The following is a 13473-nucleotide window of genomic DNA, read 5'->3' as shown; positions in this document are numbered from 1 at the left end:
TCCTTGTCGTGTGACCTATTCTGCCGGAAGTGACAAACCGTTACGCCGGATGGTTTCGGCATACCACAGGGCGCTGTCCTTGAGGATCCGCTCCTGGGTCTCGTAGTCGACGTAGACCAGTCCGAACCGCTTGCCGTACCCCCAGGCCCACTCGAAGTTGTCCAGCAGGGACCAGGCAAAATACCCCTTGAGCGGCACGCCCTTGGAGATCGCCTCGTGGCAGGCGCGCAGGTGCGAGGCGATGAAAGCAAGCCGCTCGGAATCATGCACCGCGCCGTCGCCGGTCACCACGTCGTCGAACGCCGCGCCGTTCTCCGAGATGACGAGCGGGATGGGCGGGTACTCCTTGACCAGCCGCAGCAGGATCTCCAGCAGGCCGTCGGTGTCGATCTCCCAGCCCATCGCGGTCACCGGGCGGCCGCCGTTGACGAACGAGACGTGCTCGCTGCCCACCCACGGCGAACCGGCCCCGGTGGGCGCGGCCGAGGCCGAGGCGGCGCCTCCCGACACACCCGACACCGTGAACCGGCTGTAGTAGTTGATCAGCAGCAGGTCGAACGGCGTGGCGATCGTCTCGAGGTCGCCCGGCCGGATGTGGTCCGGCTCGCACACCGAGCGCAGGTCCTCCAGCACGTCGGCGGGGTACTCGCCCTTGAGCATCGCGTCGAGGAAGAACCGGTTCTGCAGCCCGTCGATGCGCCGGGCCGCGTCCAGGTCCGCCTCGCTGTCGGAGGCCGGGGAGATCGCGTACAGGTTCACGCACCCGCCGATCCGGGTGTTCGGGTTCTGCGCGCGGATCGCCTGCACCGCGAGCCCGTGCCCGAGCAGCAGGTGGTGGGCGGCCCGTACGGCGGCCGCGGGCTCGCGCCGGCCGGGGGCGTGCTCGCCCGAGGCGTACCCGAGGAACGCCGCGCACCACGGCTCGTTCACGGTGCTGAAGTTGCGGACCCGGTCGCCGAGCGCGTCGTGCACGAGCGCGGCGAAGTCGGCGAACCGCTGGGCGGTGTCACGCTCCGGCCAGCCGCCCGCGTCCTCCAGGGGCTGCGGGAGGTCCCAGTGGTAGAGCGTGATCCACGGCTCGATGCCCTTCTCGAGCAGCTCGTCCACGAGCCGCCGGTAGAAGTCGAGTCCCGCCTGGTTGACCGGGCCGTGGCCGGCCGGCTGGATCCGCGGCCAGGAGACCGAGAACCGGTACGCGGTGAGGCCGAGGTCGGCCATGAGCCGCACGTCGTCCCGGTAGCGGTGGTAGTGGTCGACCGCCACGTCGGCGGTGTCGCCGTTCACCACCCGGCCCGGCTGGCGGACGAAGGTGTCCCAGATCGAGGGTCCCCGGCCGTCGGTCGCGGTGGCGCCCTCGATCTGGTACGCCGAGGTTGCGGCGCCCCAGACGAAGCCGGCCGGGAACTTCAGCTCGGTGACACCGGTCTTGGGATGTGCTTCCTGCGTTGTCACGCTTTGACCGCACCTTCCATGAGGCCGCCGATGATCTGACGGCCGAAGACGAGGAATACGATGATGAGCGGCAGGACCGACAACGTGGTTCCGGTGAAGATCATCACGTAGTCGGTCGAGTGCTGGGCGTTGAGGTTGCGGATCGCGACCTGGACCGTGGGGTTGCCCGCCAGGACGATCAGCGGCCACATGAAGTCGTTCCAGGTGATCATGAACGTGTTGATGCCGAGCACCGCCATGCCGGGCCGTACCGCGGGCAACACGATGTTCCACCAGATGCGCAGGGTGGAGGCGCCGTCCACCCGGGCCGCCTCGACCAGCTCACCGGGCACCGCCTGCTCGGTGTACTGGGTCATGAGGAACACGCCGAACGCGTTGAGCAGGTACGGCAGGATGACCGCCTTGAGCTGCCCGGTCCACTCCAGCTCGACCATGACGCGGTAGAGCGGCACCACGCCCATCTGCTGGATGGGGACCATCATGGTGAGCAGCACGGCGAGCAGCAGCACCCGGTTGCCGCGGAACCGCAGCCGGGCGAAGGCGAAGCCGGCCATCGTGGAGATGATCACCACGGACACCGTGACCGAGACGGCCACGATCGCCGAGTTGGTGAGTCCGGTGACGAACTGCGCGTCCGGGTCGTTGAGGACGCGCACGATGTTCTCCCCGAGGTTGCCACCGGGCAGCAGCGGCGGGGGCACGTCCACCGCGTCCGAGTTGGTGCGGGTGGCGATCACGATCATGTAGTAGATCGGGAAGGCCGACAGGATGATCGTGAAGGCCAGCATCACCTTGGTGAGCAGGGTCGCGTCCCACATCCGCGAGCCCGCTCCGCCGCGGTGGGTCTGCTTTCTTCTCGCGCCGGAGCCGTTCCGGCGCACGGTCAGCGTCGTCACTTGCGACCCCCGATCCGGCGGATGAGCATGAAGTTGATGGCGGATCCGACGAGGATCATCAGGAAGAGGAGCCAGGCGGCCGCGGACGCGTAGCCGTACTCGAAGTTGTTGAAGCCCTTCTCCACGATGAACATCGCGACCGTCTGGAACTGGTTGTCCGAGCCGCCCTGGATGCGGCCGCCGTAGAACATCACCGGCTCGGCGAACAGGGTGAGACCGCCGATGGTGGAGTTGAGCACCACGAAGATGATCGTGGGCCGGAGCATGGGGATGGTGATCTGCCAGAACTGGCGGCGCTTGGAGGCGCCGTCGATCTCCGCGGCCTCGTACAGGTCACGCGGGATGGTCTGCATGCCGGCGAGGAAGATGATCGCGTTGTAGCCGGTCCACCGCCAGTCGACCATCGTCGAGATCGCCAGCCACGAGGGGATGCGCTCGGCCTTCCAGTCGATGGGGTCGATGCCGAACCAGCTCAGAATCCAGTTGACCATGCCCCAGTCGCGGCCGTAGAGCTGGGTGAAGACGACGGAGACCGCGACCACCGAGGTGACGAGCGGCAGCAGCACGCCCATGCGCACGAACAGCTGGCCCCGGAACCGCTTGTTCAGCGCGTTGGCGAGCATGAGCGCGAGCAGCAGCTGCGGCACGGTCGCGATGACGAACATCGCGAGCGTGTTGACGACGACCTTCCAGAACTGGTCGTCGGCGAGCAGCTCGGTGTAGTTGCCGAGGCCGACCCACTCCTGCTCGCCGGTGAGCTCGTAGTCGAAGAGCGAGTAGTAGAGGGTGAAGGCGAGCGGGAACAGGCCGAAGACGGCGAACAGCAGGAAGTACGGCGAGACGAGCAGGTAGGGGGACGCCTTCAGGTCGAGCCAGGAGAGCAGGCGCCGGACGGCACCGGGGGAGTCGTTCCGGGAGCCTCGCGGAGACGGGGGGACGACCTGCGGCCCGGAATGGGCCTGGGCGTACGGCCCGGAGTAGTCGGTGTGCAGGCTCATGGTTTACCTTTCGCGAGAGGCAGGTCCCGGCCCGCCACCGGGGTGCCCGATGGCGGGCCGGACCTGTTCGGAAAGACGCGCCAGGAGGAGCGGGGATCAGCCCGCGGCCTTCGTGGCGTCGTCCACGAGCTTCTGCCAGGCCTGGTCGGCGGGCACCGAGCCGTCGTCGACGGCGGAGATCACCTGCTCGACCGCGTTCTTCACCTGGGTGTGCTTCACACCGAGGAAGACGGGCTGCAGCTCGGCGGCGGACTTGGCGAAGATCTCACCCTTGGGGGCGTCGTTGAAGTACTCGTCCTTCGCGCCCTGGACCGCCGGGTCCTGCTGGGCCTGCGTGTTGCTCGGCATGTTGCCGGCGTAGTTGAACACGCTGACCTGGGCTTCCTTGCCGGTCAGGTAGTCGGCCACCATCGCGGCCTCCTTGGGGTGCTTGGTCTGCTTCGGCACCGCCAGCCAGGAGCCGCCCCAGTTGCCGCCGCCGCCGGGCACCGCCGCGACGTCCCACTTGCCCTTCAGCTCGTCACCGGCGTTGCCGCTCACCACGCCGAGCATCCAGGACGGGCAGCCGAGGGTGGCGAACTGCGACTTCTTGAAGCCGGTGTTCCACTCCTCGCTGAAGTTGCGGAGCTTGGCGGTCAGGCCCTCCTGGCTGAGCTTCACCGCGTAGTCGAACGCGGTCTTCACCGCCGGGTTCTTGTCGACGATGAGGTTGTTGCTGGTGTCGAAGTAGGTGACGTTGCCGTTCTTGGCGGCCTCCTGCACCAGCACCACGTTGTAGATGGTGTTGGTGCCGTCGACGAAGGCGGCGTCCTTGACCTTCTCCTTGAACTTCTTGCCGACCTCGAGGAAGTCGTCCCAGGTGGGCCAGAGCTTGCTGACCTCCTCGCGGTCGGTGGGCAGGCCGGCCTTCTCGAACAGGTCGCGCCGGTAGCAGATGCTCATGCCGCCGACGTCGGTGCCGAGGGCGAACAGCTTGCCGGAGCTGTCGATGCCGTTCTGCCACTTCCACTCGGCGTAGTCCGACTTGCGCTTGTCGAGGCCGTACTCGCCGAGGTCGACCCACCACTCGGGGTGGGCCTTCGCCAGGCCCATGCCACCCTCGTCGATGCCGATCACGTCACCGGCACCGTTCCCGGCCTGGAGCCACTGGATCATCTGCGGCCAGTAGACCTGCTCGAACTGGTCGGTCAGGTTGACGTGCTTGATCTGGATGTTCGGGTTCTCGCGGTTCCACTTGGCGATGGCCTCGTCGTACCCGAAGTTCTTGCCGCCGCCGAAGGTCTGGACGGTGATGGTGACCTTCTCGGCGGGCTCGCCCGAGGCGGTGCCCCCGCTGCCGGAGTCGCCGGAACCGCAAGCCGCCGACAGTGCCAGGGCGGCCGTGGTGACCGCGGCCACGGCGAGGAACCTGCCGCGGCGCCAGGTGTGCTTCATTCCGAACCCCTCTCAGGTGGTTCCGAGGTGGTGGTCAGGGGTGCTGACTCCTGGGATTGCAAGTCGAAGTGCAGGCCGGGCCCCCGAACACACGGCCGGCGTGATGCGCTCCCTCGGAGGTCGTGGGCTCCTTGGGAGCGCTCCCACGAAGGGTTGCGGATGAGCAATGGCTGCGTCAATACGCCGAAACAGAACTGTTACCGTGCGCGCTCATAAGGCGGACAATCAGCTGCAAACAGCATCAAAGGGCGCAAACGGATGTTTGGGAGCGCTCCCACCCCAGGAGGTCAAAACATGGCCGAGAGTAACGCTTGACCGCCCGTTCATCCGCCGTTCCGGCTGCCGTCAGCACCCCGGGTTACGGTGAGCCGGTCGTGAACGTTTCGGTGACCGGCGTGGCGGACGGCGGACCGCGCCACGTACGTGAGGAACGGCCCGCCGTCGCCTGGGCGGAGTCCCCGCTGCAACTGCTGTGCGTGGTCGAGGCGCGGCACGCCGGGCTGGTCGGCCCCGGCACCCGGGTGGTCTGCCGGGCCGGGCTCGCCGCGCTCCGCCGTACCCGGGCCGAGCTGCGGCGGCTCGACCTGCCCGACGGCCTCGAGCTCGCCACCGCCGACGGCCGCATGCCCCGCCCGCGCCGCGGCGCCACCTGGGTGTTCGGCGACGCGTTCTCCGGACGCGTCCAGGTCACCTGGCTCACCGGCGCGCCCGGCCACGTCGTGCTCGTCGACGACGGGCTCGCCACCGTGCACCTGCTCGAGCTGCTCGTCGCGGACCACCGCCCGCCGCTGCTGCGCGCCCGCGCCCGGGCCGGCCTCGCCCGGCGCACGCTGGGCCGGGCTGCGGCGGCCCGGCTGCGCGCCGCGGCGCGGGCCGGGCGGCTCACCGTGTTCACCGCCCTCCCGGTGCCCGAGCGCCTGCGCCAGGCCGCCGCCGACCGGGGCGCGACCATCCGCACCCACGACTTCGGCTGGCTGCGCGCCCAGCCCGTCGAGCACCCGCCGCCGCCCGAGCGCACCGTCGTGCTCGGCACCTCGCTGGTGCGCAACGGCCTGGTGCGCCGCGACCGGTATCTCGACTGGCTGGCGCGGCTCGGCGAACGGGAACCGATCGCGTACTACCCGCACCGTCGCGAGGAGCCCGCCGACCTGGCCCGGATCGGCGACCTGCCCGGGATCGCGCTGCGCCCGGCGGGCGCCCCGGTCGAGATGACCCTGCGCGCCCTCGCGCCCGGCCAGCGGGTGCTGAGCCTGCCGTCCACCGCGGTCACGTCGCTGCGCGTGCTGCTCGCCCCGCGCGGCGTCCGGGTGGACGCGGTCGAGGTGCCCGGCGACTGGTGGACCCCGCTCGCCACCCCCGACCTCCGCTCCCACCTGCAGATGTTCACCCGACACCACCCGGGGGTCACCGATTGAAGGTCTTGGCCGTGGCCGACTCGGACTCCTACCTCAAGTGGGCCGCCGGTCTGCTCGACACGCTGCCCGCCGGCTGGACCACCCGGCTCACCGTGGTCCGCACGCCGATCGCGCCGTCACCCGACCAGATCCGCGCCGCGGTGAGCGGCACCCGCACGCCGGAGGCGCCGCCGGTGCTGCCCGCCCGGGCGCTGCGCCGTACGGCGGGGCGGATGCGGCCGGACATCGTGCTCGCCGCGTGCACCGGCCCGGTGGTGGACGTGCTCGTCGCCGAGGTGCTCGGCGACCTGGTGCCGCGGCCGGTGTTCGTCACCGGCCTGCCCGGCATCTCGATCCCCGCCACCGAGAAGGCCTGGCTGTACCGCAGCGGGTGTGACCTGTTCATCGTGCACAGCGGGCGGGAGGTGGCGGAGTTCACCCGGATCGGCGCCGAGCTCGGCGCGCGCGGCGCAGTCGCGCTCGCCCGCCTGCCGTACCTCGACCCGCCGCCGCGGCCGGACGGCGCGGCCGGGGGCGAGGTGGCCGGCCCGCGCAACAAGGTGATCTTCGCGACCCAGGCGAAGGTGCCGCGGCGGCGGGAGGAGCGCGAGCGCATCCTGCTCGCGCTCGCCGAGCTCGCGCAGCGGCGGCCCGACCTGGAGGTGGTGGTCAAGCTGCGGGCGCGGGCGGGGGAGCGGCAGACCCACAACGAGCGCCACCCGTACGAGCGGCTGTGGCGGTCGCTGGTCGCCGCGGGCCGCGTCCGCGACGGCCTGCTCACCTTCGCCGCGGGCCCGATGCACGAGCACCTCGCCGCCGCGGCCGGGTTCGTCACGGTCAGCTCCACCGCGGCGCTGGAGGCGATCCGGCACGAGGTCCCGCTGCTCGTGCTGTCCGACTTCGGGGTCAGCGCGGAGATGATCAACGTGGTGTTCGAGGGCAGCGGTTGCCTCGGCACGCTCGACGACCTCGTCGACGCGCGCTTCCGCACCCCGGACGCGGGCTGGTGCCGGGCGAACTACTTCCACGACCCGTCCGCCTGCGACGCGGTCGCCCGGATGGCCGCCCTGGTGGCGCAGGCCCGGACCGGGCGCCTCGTGCCGGCCCGCTCGCTGCTCGACGGCCCGGCGCACGCGGCCGCCCGGCGCCGTGCCCGGCTGCGCCTCGAGGTGCCGCCGCGGGTGCTGCGGGCGGGCTACCGGGCCAGGCGCCGCATGCGCCGGTACCTCGGGGCGCTGCGCTGAGAGCCGCGCCCGCCCGTCGCGGGCGGTAGGAGAACCGCGGACACAAGCGGGGGCGGCACCGGGTTCCGGTGCCGCCCCGTTTCGTGTGCCCGGGAAGGGCGGGAGGTCAGTTGATGAACCGCAGGTCGCTGATCACGCCGGCGGACAGCAGGGCGATGTAGAGGTCGGTGATGAGCAGCGTGCCCAGGGTGATCCAGGCGAGCTCCATGTGCCGGGCGTTGAGCCGGGAGATGAAGGTCCAGATCCGGTAGCGGACCGGGTGCCGGGAGAACGAGTTGAGCCGGCCGCCGGTGATGTGCCGGCAGGAGTGGCACGACAGGGTGTAGCACCACAGCAGGACGACGTTGCCGAGCAGGATCAGGTTGCCCAGCCCCATCTGGAACCCGTTGTCACCGAAGAACGCGACGACGGCGTCGTAGGTGTTGACGATCGAGATGACCACCGCCGCGTAGAAGAAGTAGCGGTGCAGGTTCTGCATGATGAGCGGGAACCGGGTCTCGCCCGTGTACTTGCCGTGCGGCTCGCGGACGGCGCAGGCGGGCGGGGAGAGCCAGAAGGCCCGGTAGTAGGCCCGGCGGTAGTAGTAGCAGGTGAGCCGGAAGCCGAGCAGGAAGCCGAGCGCGAGGATGCCGTAGGGGAGCAGCGGCGGGAACTCGGGCAGCCAGGTGCCGAAGTGGCGGGCGCCCGGCACGCAGGACGCGCTCACGCACGGGGAGGAGAACGGGGTCAGGTAGCCGTACCCCTCCACGAAGTAGTACTTCTGCGAGCTGGTCCTGACCAGGCCGTACAGGAGCCAGAGCGTCAGGGCCAGGAATACCACCAGGGGGCTTCGCCACCACCGGTCGGTGCGAAGGGTGCGCTCCTTGATCTGGGCGCGGGTTCTCGGTGTTCCTTCCGCCATCGTCTGGCTCACACCGGCCTCCATTTTATTTATTGAGTTCGCCTACCTGATTTACCCCGCGTAAGCCGCGTGTCAGGAATTTGACCGGCGACCGCGTGCTGCGTCGCGTTATCTGCGTCCGGACCGTATTCGCGAATTGCGCGGATATGATCGGACGGCACGGCGGTCATGGTAGCAGGTGGCCGGACGGCCGGCGGTCGTCGGGTCTCCGCTTGCGGGCAGGCGGAGAATACCAGGTCAGCGGGGGTACGGCGGGCTGCCGGCGGCCGCCGCGAAGGGGAGCATCCGGGCGGTGGCGGGGCGGCGTGGCGGGATGCCGGGTACGCCGGGACAAGTGACTTTTGTCACGGCTTCCGTTCGCGTGCCGGAGGCCGGATCGGAATTACCACGAATCAGCCACGGGACGGACATGAAGCGGACACGGAACGGGCACGGTCCGATATCGGGTGGTGGGCCTTTCCATACGCGCCGCCGTACCGGCGCGGGCCCCGGGCGTTTCGATGCCTCCCGCCCGGCGGACATGGGTGCGCCCCTCCCCCGGTGTCCGGGGGAGGGGCGCTCCTTGTGAGGGCGCTACCTCAGGCGGCCCGCCGATCCGGCGCGCACCCGGGGCGGGCGCGCGTCACAGCCACGGCCACCGCGCGTTCTCGCCCGCCTCCAGCAGGGGGATCAGGCGGAACGTCGCGTCGGAGAAGCCGCCGATCTCGTGCCGGTTGCGCGCGCCGGTCGGCATCATCGCGTGCTTGTAGCCGACCAGGTTGAAGCCGTACAGCGGCACGTGCGCCGGGACCGCGTCGGTGACCTCCAGGCCGTGGTGGCCGGTCATGGTCTGCATGTCGGTGAAGACCACGACGCGGTCGTGGCCGCGGTAGGTCCGCCGCAGCGCGTCGGCGATCCGCGTGCCGTGGCCGACCTCGCCGATGCGCCTGCAGAACTCGTCGACCTGCTTGAGCACCGAGCCGCCGCGCACCACCCCGTGCTCGAACACGTCGTCGGCGAAGCCGTACAGGTCCACGTTCGCGCCCCGGGCGGCGAGGGCGACGCCGAACAGCGCCGCGGCCTCCACCGGCCGCACCGACGAGCGCGCCGACACCGCGCCGCAGGACATCGACGCCGAGGTGTCCACCAGCACCAGCGTGCGCCCGCCGAACGCCGGGATGTTGCCGGTCGCCAGCCGCAGCGCCCGGTCCAGCGCGTGCCCCCACCGCAGCGACGGCGCGTTGCGGTAGGCGGTGAGGAACCGGAACGGCAGCTGCCGGGAGCGCGCCACCTCGCCGGGGTCGGCGAGCTTCGCCGCGACCCGCTCGGCCACCTCGTCCGGGACGCCCGCCTGGTCGAAGTTCCGCAGGTTGCGCAGCAGCGCCATGTACCCCATCGACGGGATCACCGCGCACCACGCCTCGGCGTCGAGCGGTCCCTGCAGCCAGCCGGCGAGCGCCTCCCAGGTGATGCCGGCCCGGGCCAGGCGGTCCACGTCGGCGAGGGCGGCGCGGCGCTCGGCCACCGGCAGCGCCATCAGCTCGGCCCGCTCCCGCAGCACGCGCAGCGACCGCGGGATCGGCTTGTCCCGCTCGTGGCGCCGGTCGAGGGCGTGCGCGAACAGGTCACCCTGCCACGGCTTGTCCGGAGCCGGCGCCGGGTGGGTCAGCTCGATCACGTCGGCGAACCGGAAGGCGCGCGTGTCACCGTCGTACTTGAGCAGCGAACGCTCGTTGTACAGGCGGCGCACCGCGTCCGCGATGCCCCGCTTCACCGGCTTGGGTACGGCACGGCCGTGGTTCGCCGTCCAGTACGCCAGCGCCTCGCCCGGCTCGTCGGCCCGCTGCAGCACGCTCGCCACGAGCCGCCGGTTGCCGCCGTGCAGCCCGAGCGCGAGCCGGGCCGCGACCGCCTCGAGCGCGGCGACGATCGGCGCGGAGCGCATGTTCGCCTCGGTGCGCAGCCACGGCAGGAACCCGGCGAGCCACTCCACGTCCTCCACCGCCACTTGGTGGACCAGGTCGCGGAACCGCGCGTCGCGGTGGTGCGCCCGCTCGTAGAAGGTGTCCTCCCCGACCATGTTCGACACGGCCAGCAGGAAGAGCTCGCTCTTGGCGTCACGCGCGTACCCGGGCGCGCCCTCGTGCGTGCGGCCGGACGGGACCCGCTCGGTCCGGACCGGGCTGGACACGGACGCCTTGGTGCCGACCTTGTTGAACTTTGCCATCGCTGAAGCCCTCCTTTCCGCTGGTCGTCGCCGGTGACATGGCAGGGAGGGCGGTGGTCCCTCCCGAGATCGGGCCGACCGCGGTTACGCCCCCAACGGGCCCAGGCCCATGGGCGGGCCTGCGCGGAGTCGAACCACGAAGTAACCGCGGTCTTCGCACCGGGAGGTGCCATGCTCATTTCCCGTCCCGAGTCCGGGGCGTGCGAACGGCGTTTTTCTCGGGCACCGTCCGAACCGCCGGTGGACCGGGATTCGAATACGTGACCCGATGATTCCGTTCGCCGCCGCGCCTCGGGGCGAGGTTTCGAGTCGTCGTCAACCGGATGGGGTGCCCCAGAGTTCGGGTCGGCATCCGGTTTGTTTTTCAAGAAGGAGAAGTAACCGGCGCCTTCGCACCTGGGGCACGCTGATCACTTTACGGATGGGGCCGGCTTCGCGCATCCGTTTTTTCGGCCGGCCGGGATCGGACGTTTTCCACCGCGTTCACCGTGGGGGATCGCCGGTCGGCGCCGCAGGCAAGAGTCGCGGGGCCGGGCTCGGGGGGCGCGGGCGTCCGCGCAGGCCATCGTGCGTTCGTCGCCGGGGCGAGAACGGCGGTGGCCGCCCGGTGCCGGTCGCCGGGCCGTACCCGGGAAAACGCGTGTCGCGCGGCGGCGCGAAACAGCACGACGGCGCCCGCTCCCCGAAGGCGCGGGCGCCGTCGCGCGACTCCCCGAGCTCAGGGCGGTGGCGGGGGTTGAATAGCCAGATGCTCTGCCACACTGAGCTACCACTCGGACGAGTGAACAGGATTCGAACCTGCGACCTTCTGGTCCCAGAAGTACCCGTCACCTGCGCACCGGGAAGCGCTTTTTCGATGACGACGTTAGCGCCGTGGATCTCCCTGGCGCATCCGATTTTCGCCCGATTGTTTTCCATTGGCGTGCCCTTTCGGCCGGGCACGGATGCGCCGGGGCCGCATTCCCTCCCGCCGACGGCCCCGGTGACCGGGTCATGCCCGGCAACGGCCCCCGGCCGGCCGCCGCTCTGCCGGTGGCCTGCCGGAGGCGGGGCGGCGGAGATCAGCCAGGCGACCACGGCCGCCGCCGACCGAGGCAGCGGCCCGGGCCGCTGCGCGACGTGGGCGGCGATATCGCGGGTTCATGCCTCCGGGCCGGGCCGCCAGGGCCAGGTCGCGTTCTCGCCCGCCTCCAGCAGCGGGATGAGCCGGAAGGTGGCGTCGGAGAAGCCGCCGAGCTCGTGCCGGTTGCGCCGGCCGGTGGGCATCGCCGCGGGCGCGTAGCCGGTCAGGTTGAAGCCGTAGATCGGCACGTCCGGCGGGACGACGTCGGCGACGCCCGCGCCGTACCGGCCGCTCATCGTCTGCATGTCGGTGAGCAGCACGACCCGGTCGTGGCCGCGGTAGGTCGCCCGCACCGCGTCCACCATCCGGGTGCCGTGGCCGACCTCGCCGATGCGCCGGGAGAACTCCTCCACCTGCTCGAGCACCCCGCGGTCGCGGTCGATCGGGTGCGCGAACACCCCGTCGGCGAAGCCGTACAGGTCCACCTCGGCCCCGCGTACCGCGAGGCTCACGCCGAACAGCGCGGCGCAGTGCACCGGCATGACCGTTGACCGCAGCGAAACCGTGTACCACGTCATCGACCCCGAGGTGTCGACGAGGACCAGCGTCCGCCCCGGGAGCTCCGGAACGTTGCGGGTCGCGAGTGCCAGCGCCCGCTCCAGCGCCGGCCGCCACCGCGCCGACGGCGCGGCCCGGTGGGCCGAGAAGAACCGGTACGGGAGCTGGCGGGAGGCCGCCACCTCCTCCGGGTCCGCCAGCTTCGCGGCGACCCGCTCGGCCACCTCGTCCGGCACGCCCGCCTGGTCGAAGTTGCGCAGGTTGCGCAACAGCGCCATGTATCCCATCGACGGGATGATCGCCTCCCACGCGGCGGCGTCGAGCGGTCCCTGCAGCCAGCCGGCGAGCGCCTCCCAGGTGAGGCCGGCCCGGGCGAGCCGGTCGGGGTCGGCGAGGGCGGCGCGGCGCTCGGCCACCGGCAGCGCGAGCAGCTCGGCGCGCTCCCGCAGCAGGGGCAGCGACGCCGGGATCGGGTTGTCGCGGTCGTGGCGCCGGTCGATGGCGTGCGCGAACAGGTCGCCCTGCCACGGCTTGTCCGGGGCGGGCGCCGGGTGGGTCAGTTCGATCACGTCGCCGAACCGGAAGGCGCGCGCCTCGCTGTCGTACTTCACCAGGGCGCGCTCGGTGTAGAGCCGCCGCACCGCGTCGGCGATGCCGCGCTTGACCGGCTTGGGTACGGCACGGCCGTACCGGGACGTCCAGTAGGCGAGGGCCTCGCCGGGCTCGTCGGCGCGCTGCAGCACGCTCGCCACGAGCTCGCGGTTGCGGCCGTGCAGGCCCGCGGCGAGCCGCGCGCGGACCGCCTCGAGGGCGGCGACGATGGGGGCCGAGCGCATGTTCGCCTCGGTGCGCAGCCACGGCAGGAAACCGGCGAGCCAGTCGACGTCCTCGACCGCCACCCGGTGGACGAGCCCGCGGAACCGCTCGTCGCGCTCGTCCGCGGTCTCGTAGAAGGCGTCCTCGCCGACCATGTTCGACACGGCCAGCACGAACAGGTCGCTCTTGGCGTCCCGCGCGTATCCGGGCGCGCCCTCGTACGTGATGGTGGACGGGACCGCCTCGGTCCGGACCGGGCTGGTCGCCGCCGCCCCGGCGGACGGCGAGGCCGACACCCTCCGGGTGGCCGGCGAATTGAACTTCGCCATGACCGGCGAAGGCCCCCTTTCCTCATCGCTCGCGAACCACCCGGCCGGGGAAGGGGCGGACCGGTACGGGCGCCGGGGCGAGGCGGACGGCCGCCGTGCCGGTCGGGCGGCGCGGGCGGGGAGCCCGGGCCGGGACCGGCTTCGAACGGCCGACCTCGCCCCGGGCGCGCCCGTCATGGGTC

9 protein-coding genes are annotated in these 13473 nt (G+C 71.4%); 2 read left to right on the top strand and 7 right to left on the bottom strand.

Features of this window, described 5'->3' with window-relative positions:
* Positions 1–15: 15 nt before the first annotated feature.
* From FHX40_RS12465 to FHX40_RS12450, 4 genes are all read right to left on the bottom strand, one after another.
* On the bottom strand, positions 16–1452 hold the full coding sequence (locus tag FHX40_RS12465) for a GH1 family beta-glucosidase (protein ID WP_142259758.1): 1437 nt from the start codon (positions 1450–1452) through the stop codon (positions 16–18).
* Complete coding sequence (locus tag FHX40_RS12460; protein WP_142261748.1) at positions 1449–2270, bottom strand: carbohydrate ABC transporter permease; 822 nt, start codon at positions 2268–2270, stop codon at positions 1449–1451. Before FHX40_RS12460 ends, FHX40_RS12465 begins: the two co-directional genes overlap by 4 nt.
* 74 nt (positions 2271–2344) lie before the next feature.
* Complete coding sequence (locus FHX40_RS12455; RefSeq protein ID WP_142259757.1) at positions 2345–3346, bottom strand: carbohydrate ABC transporter permease; 1002 nt, start codon at positions 3344–3346, stop codon at positions 2345–2347.
* A gap of 96 nt (positions 3347–3442) precedes the next feature.
* The gene (locus FHX40_RS12450; protein WP_142259756.1) at positions 3443–4780 is read right to left on the bottom strand and encodes an ABC transporter substrate-binding protein; all 1338 of its coding nucleotides are present in this window, start codon (positions 4778–4780) and stop codon (positions 3443–3445) included.
* Between the two features lie 374 nt (positions 4781–5154).
* Here FHX40_RS12450 and FHX40_RS12445 point away from each other — a divergent pair, with 374 nt between their 5' ends.
* Positions 5155–6195: a hypothetical protein gene (locus tag FHX40_RS12445; RefSeq protein WP_229788253.1), complete on the top strand. Its 1041-nt coding sequence runs from the start codon at positions 5155–5157 to the stop codon at positions 6193–6195.
* Positions 6196–6206: 11 nt separating this feature from the next.
* Positions 6207–7418: a DUF6716 putative glycosyltransferase gene (locus FHX40_RS12440; protein WP_229788251.1), complete on the top strand. Its 1212-nt coding sequence runs from the start codon at positions 6207–6209 to the stop codon at positions 7416–7418.
* Between the two features lie 106 nt (positions 7419–7524).
* Here the strand turns inward: FHX40_RS12440 and FHX40_RS12435 are convergent, their stop codons facing one another.
* The 3 genes from FHX40_RS12435 to FHX40_RS12425 form a co-directional block, all read right to left on the bottom strand.
* Entirely contained in the window at positions 7525–8343 is an 819-nt protein-coding gene (locus FHX40_RS12435; RefSeq protein WP_142259754.1) for a hypothetical protein, read from the bottom strand.
* Positions 8344–8941: 598 nt separating this feature from the next.
* Entirely contained in the window at positions 8942–10525 is a 1584-nt protein-coding gene (locus FHX40_RS12430) for a TROVE domain-containing protein (RefSeq protein WP_142259753.1), read from the bottom strand.
* Positions 10526–11665: 1140 nt separating this feature from the next.
* Positions 11666–13291 (bottom strand): TROVE domain-containing protein, encoded by a 1626-nt coding sequence (locus FHX40_RS12425; RefSeq protein ID WP_142259752.1) that lies wholly within the window; start codon positions 13289–13291, stop codon positions 11666–11668.
* Positions 13292–13473 lie beyond the last annotated feature (182 nt).

This window comes from Thermopolyspora flexuosa (assembly GCF_006716785.1).
Taxonomy (GTDB): domain Bacteria; phylum Actinomycetota; class Actinomycetes; order Streptosporangiales; family Streptosporangiaceae; genus Thermopolyspora; species Thermopolyspora flexuosa.
The sequence above is the reverse complement of the archived record's forward strand: the minus strand, read 5'-3'. Positions and strand labels throughout refer to the sequence as shown.

What these genes read in the sequence shown, in the direction of transcription:
- FHX40_RS12460 (WP_142261748.1), bottom strand. Translation starts at nt 2,270, where the DNA reads ATGTGGGACGCGACCCTGCTCACCAAGGTGATGCTGGCCTTCACGATC.
- FHX40_RS12455 (WP_142259757.1), bottom strand. Translation starts at nt 3,346, where the DNA reads ATGAGCCTGCACACCGACTACTCCGGGCCGTACGCCCAGGCCCATTCC.
- FHX40_RS12450 (WP_142259756.1), bottom strand. Translation starts at nt 4,780, where the DNA reads ATGAAGCACACCTGGCGCCGCGGCAGGTTCCTCGCCGTGGCCGCGGTC.
- FHX40_RS12435 (WP_142259754.1), bottom strand. Translation starts at nt 8,343, where the DNA reads ATGGAGGCCGGTGTGAGCCAGACGATGGCGGAAGGAACACCGAGAACC.
- FHX40_RS12430 (WP_142259753.1), bottom strand. Translation starts at nt 10,525, where the DNA reads ATGGCAAAGTTCAACAAGGTCGGCACCAAGGCGTCCGTGTCCAGCCCG.
- FHX40_RS12425 (WP_142259752.1), bottom strand. Translation starts at nt 13,291, where the DNA reads ATGGCGAAGTTCAATTCGCCGGCCACCCGGAGGGTGTCGGCCTCGCCG.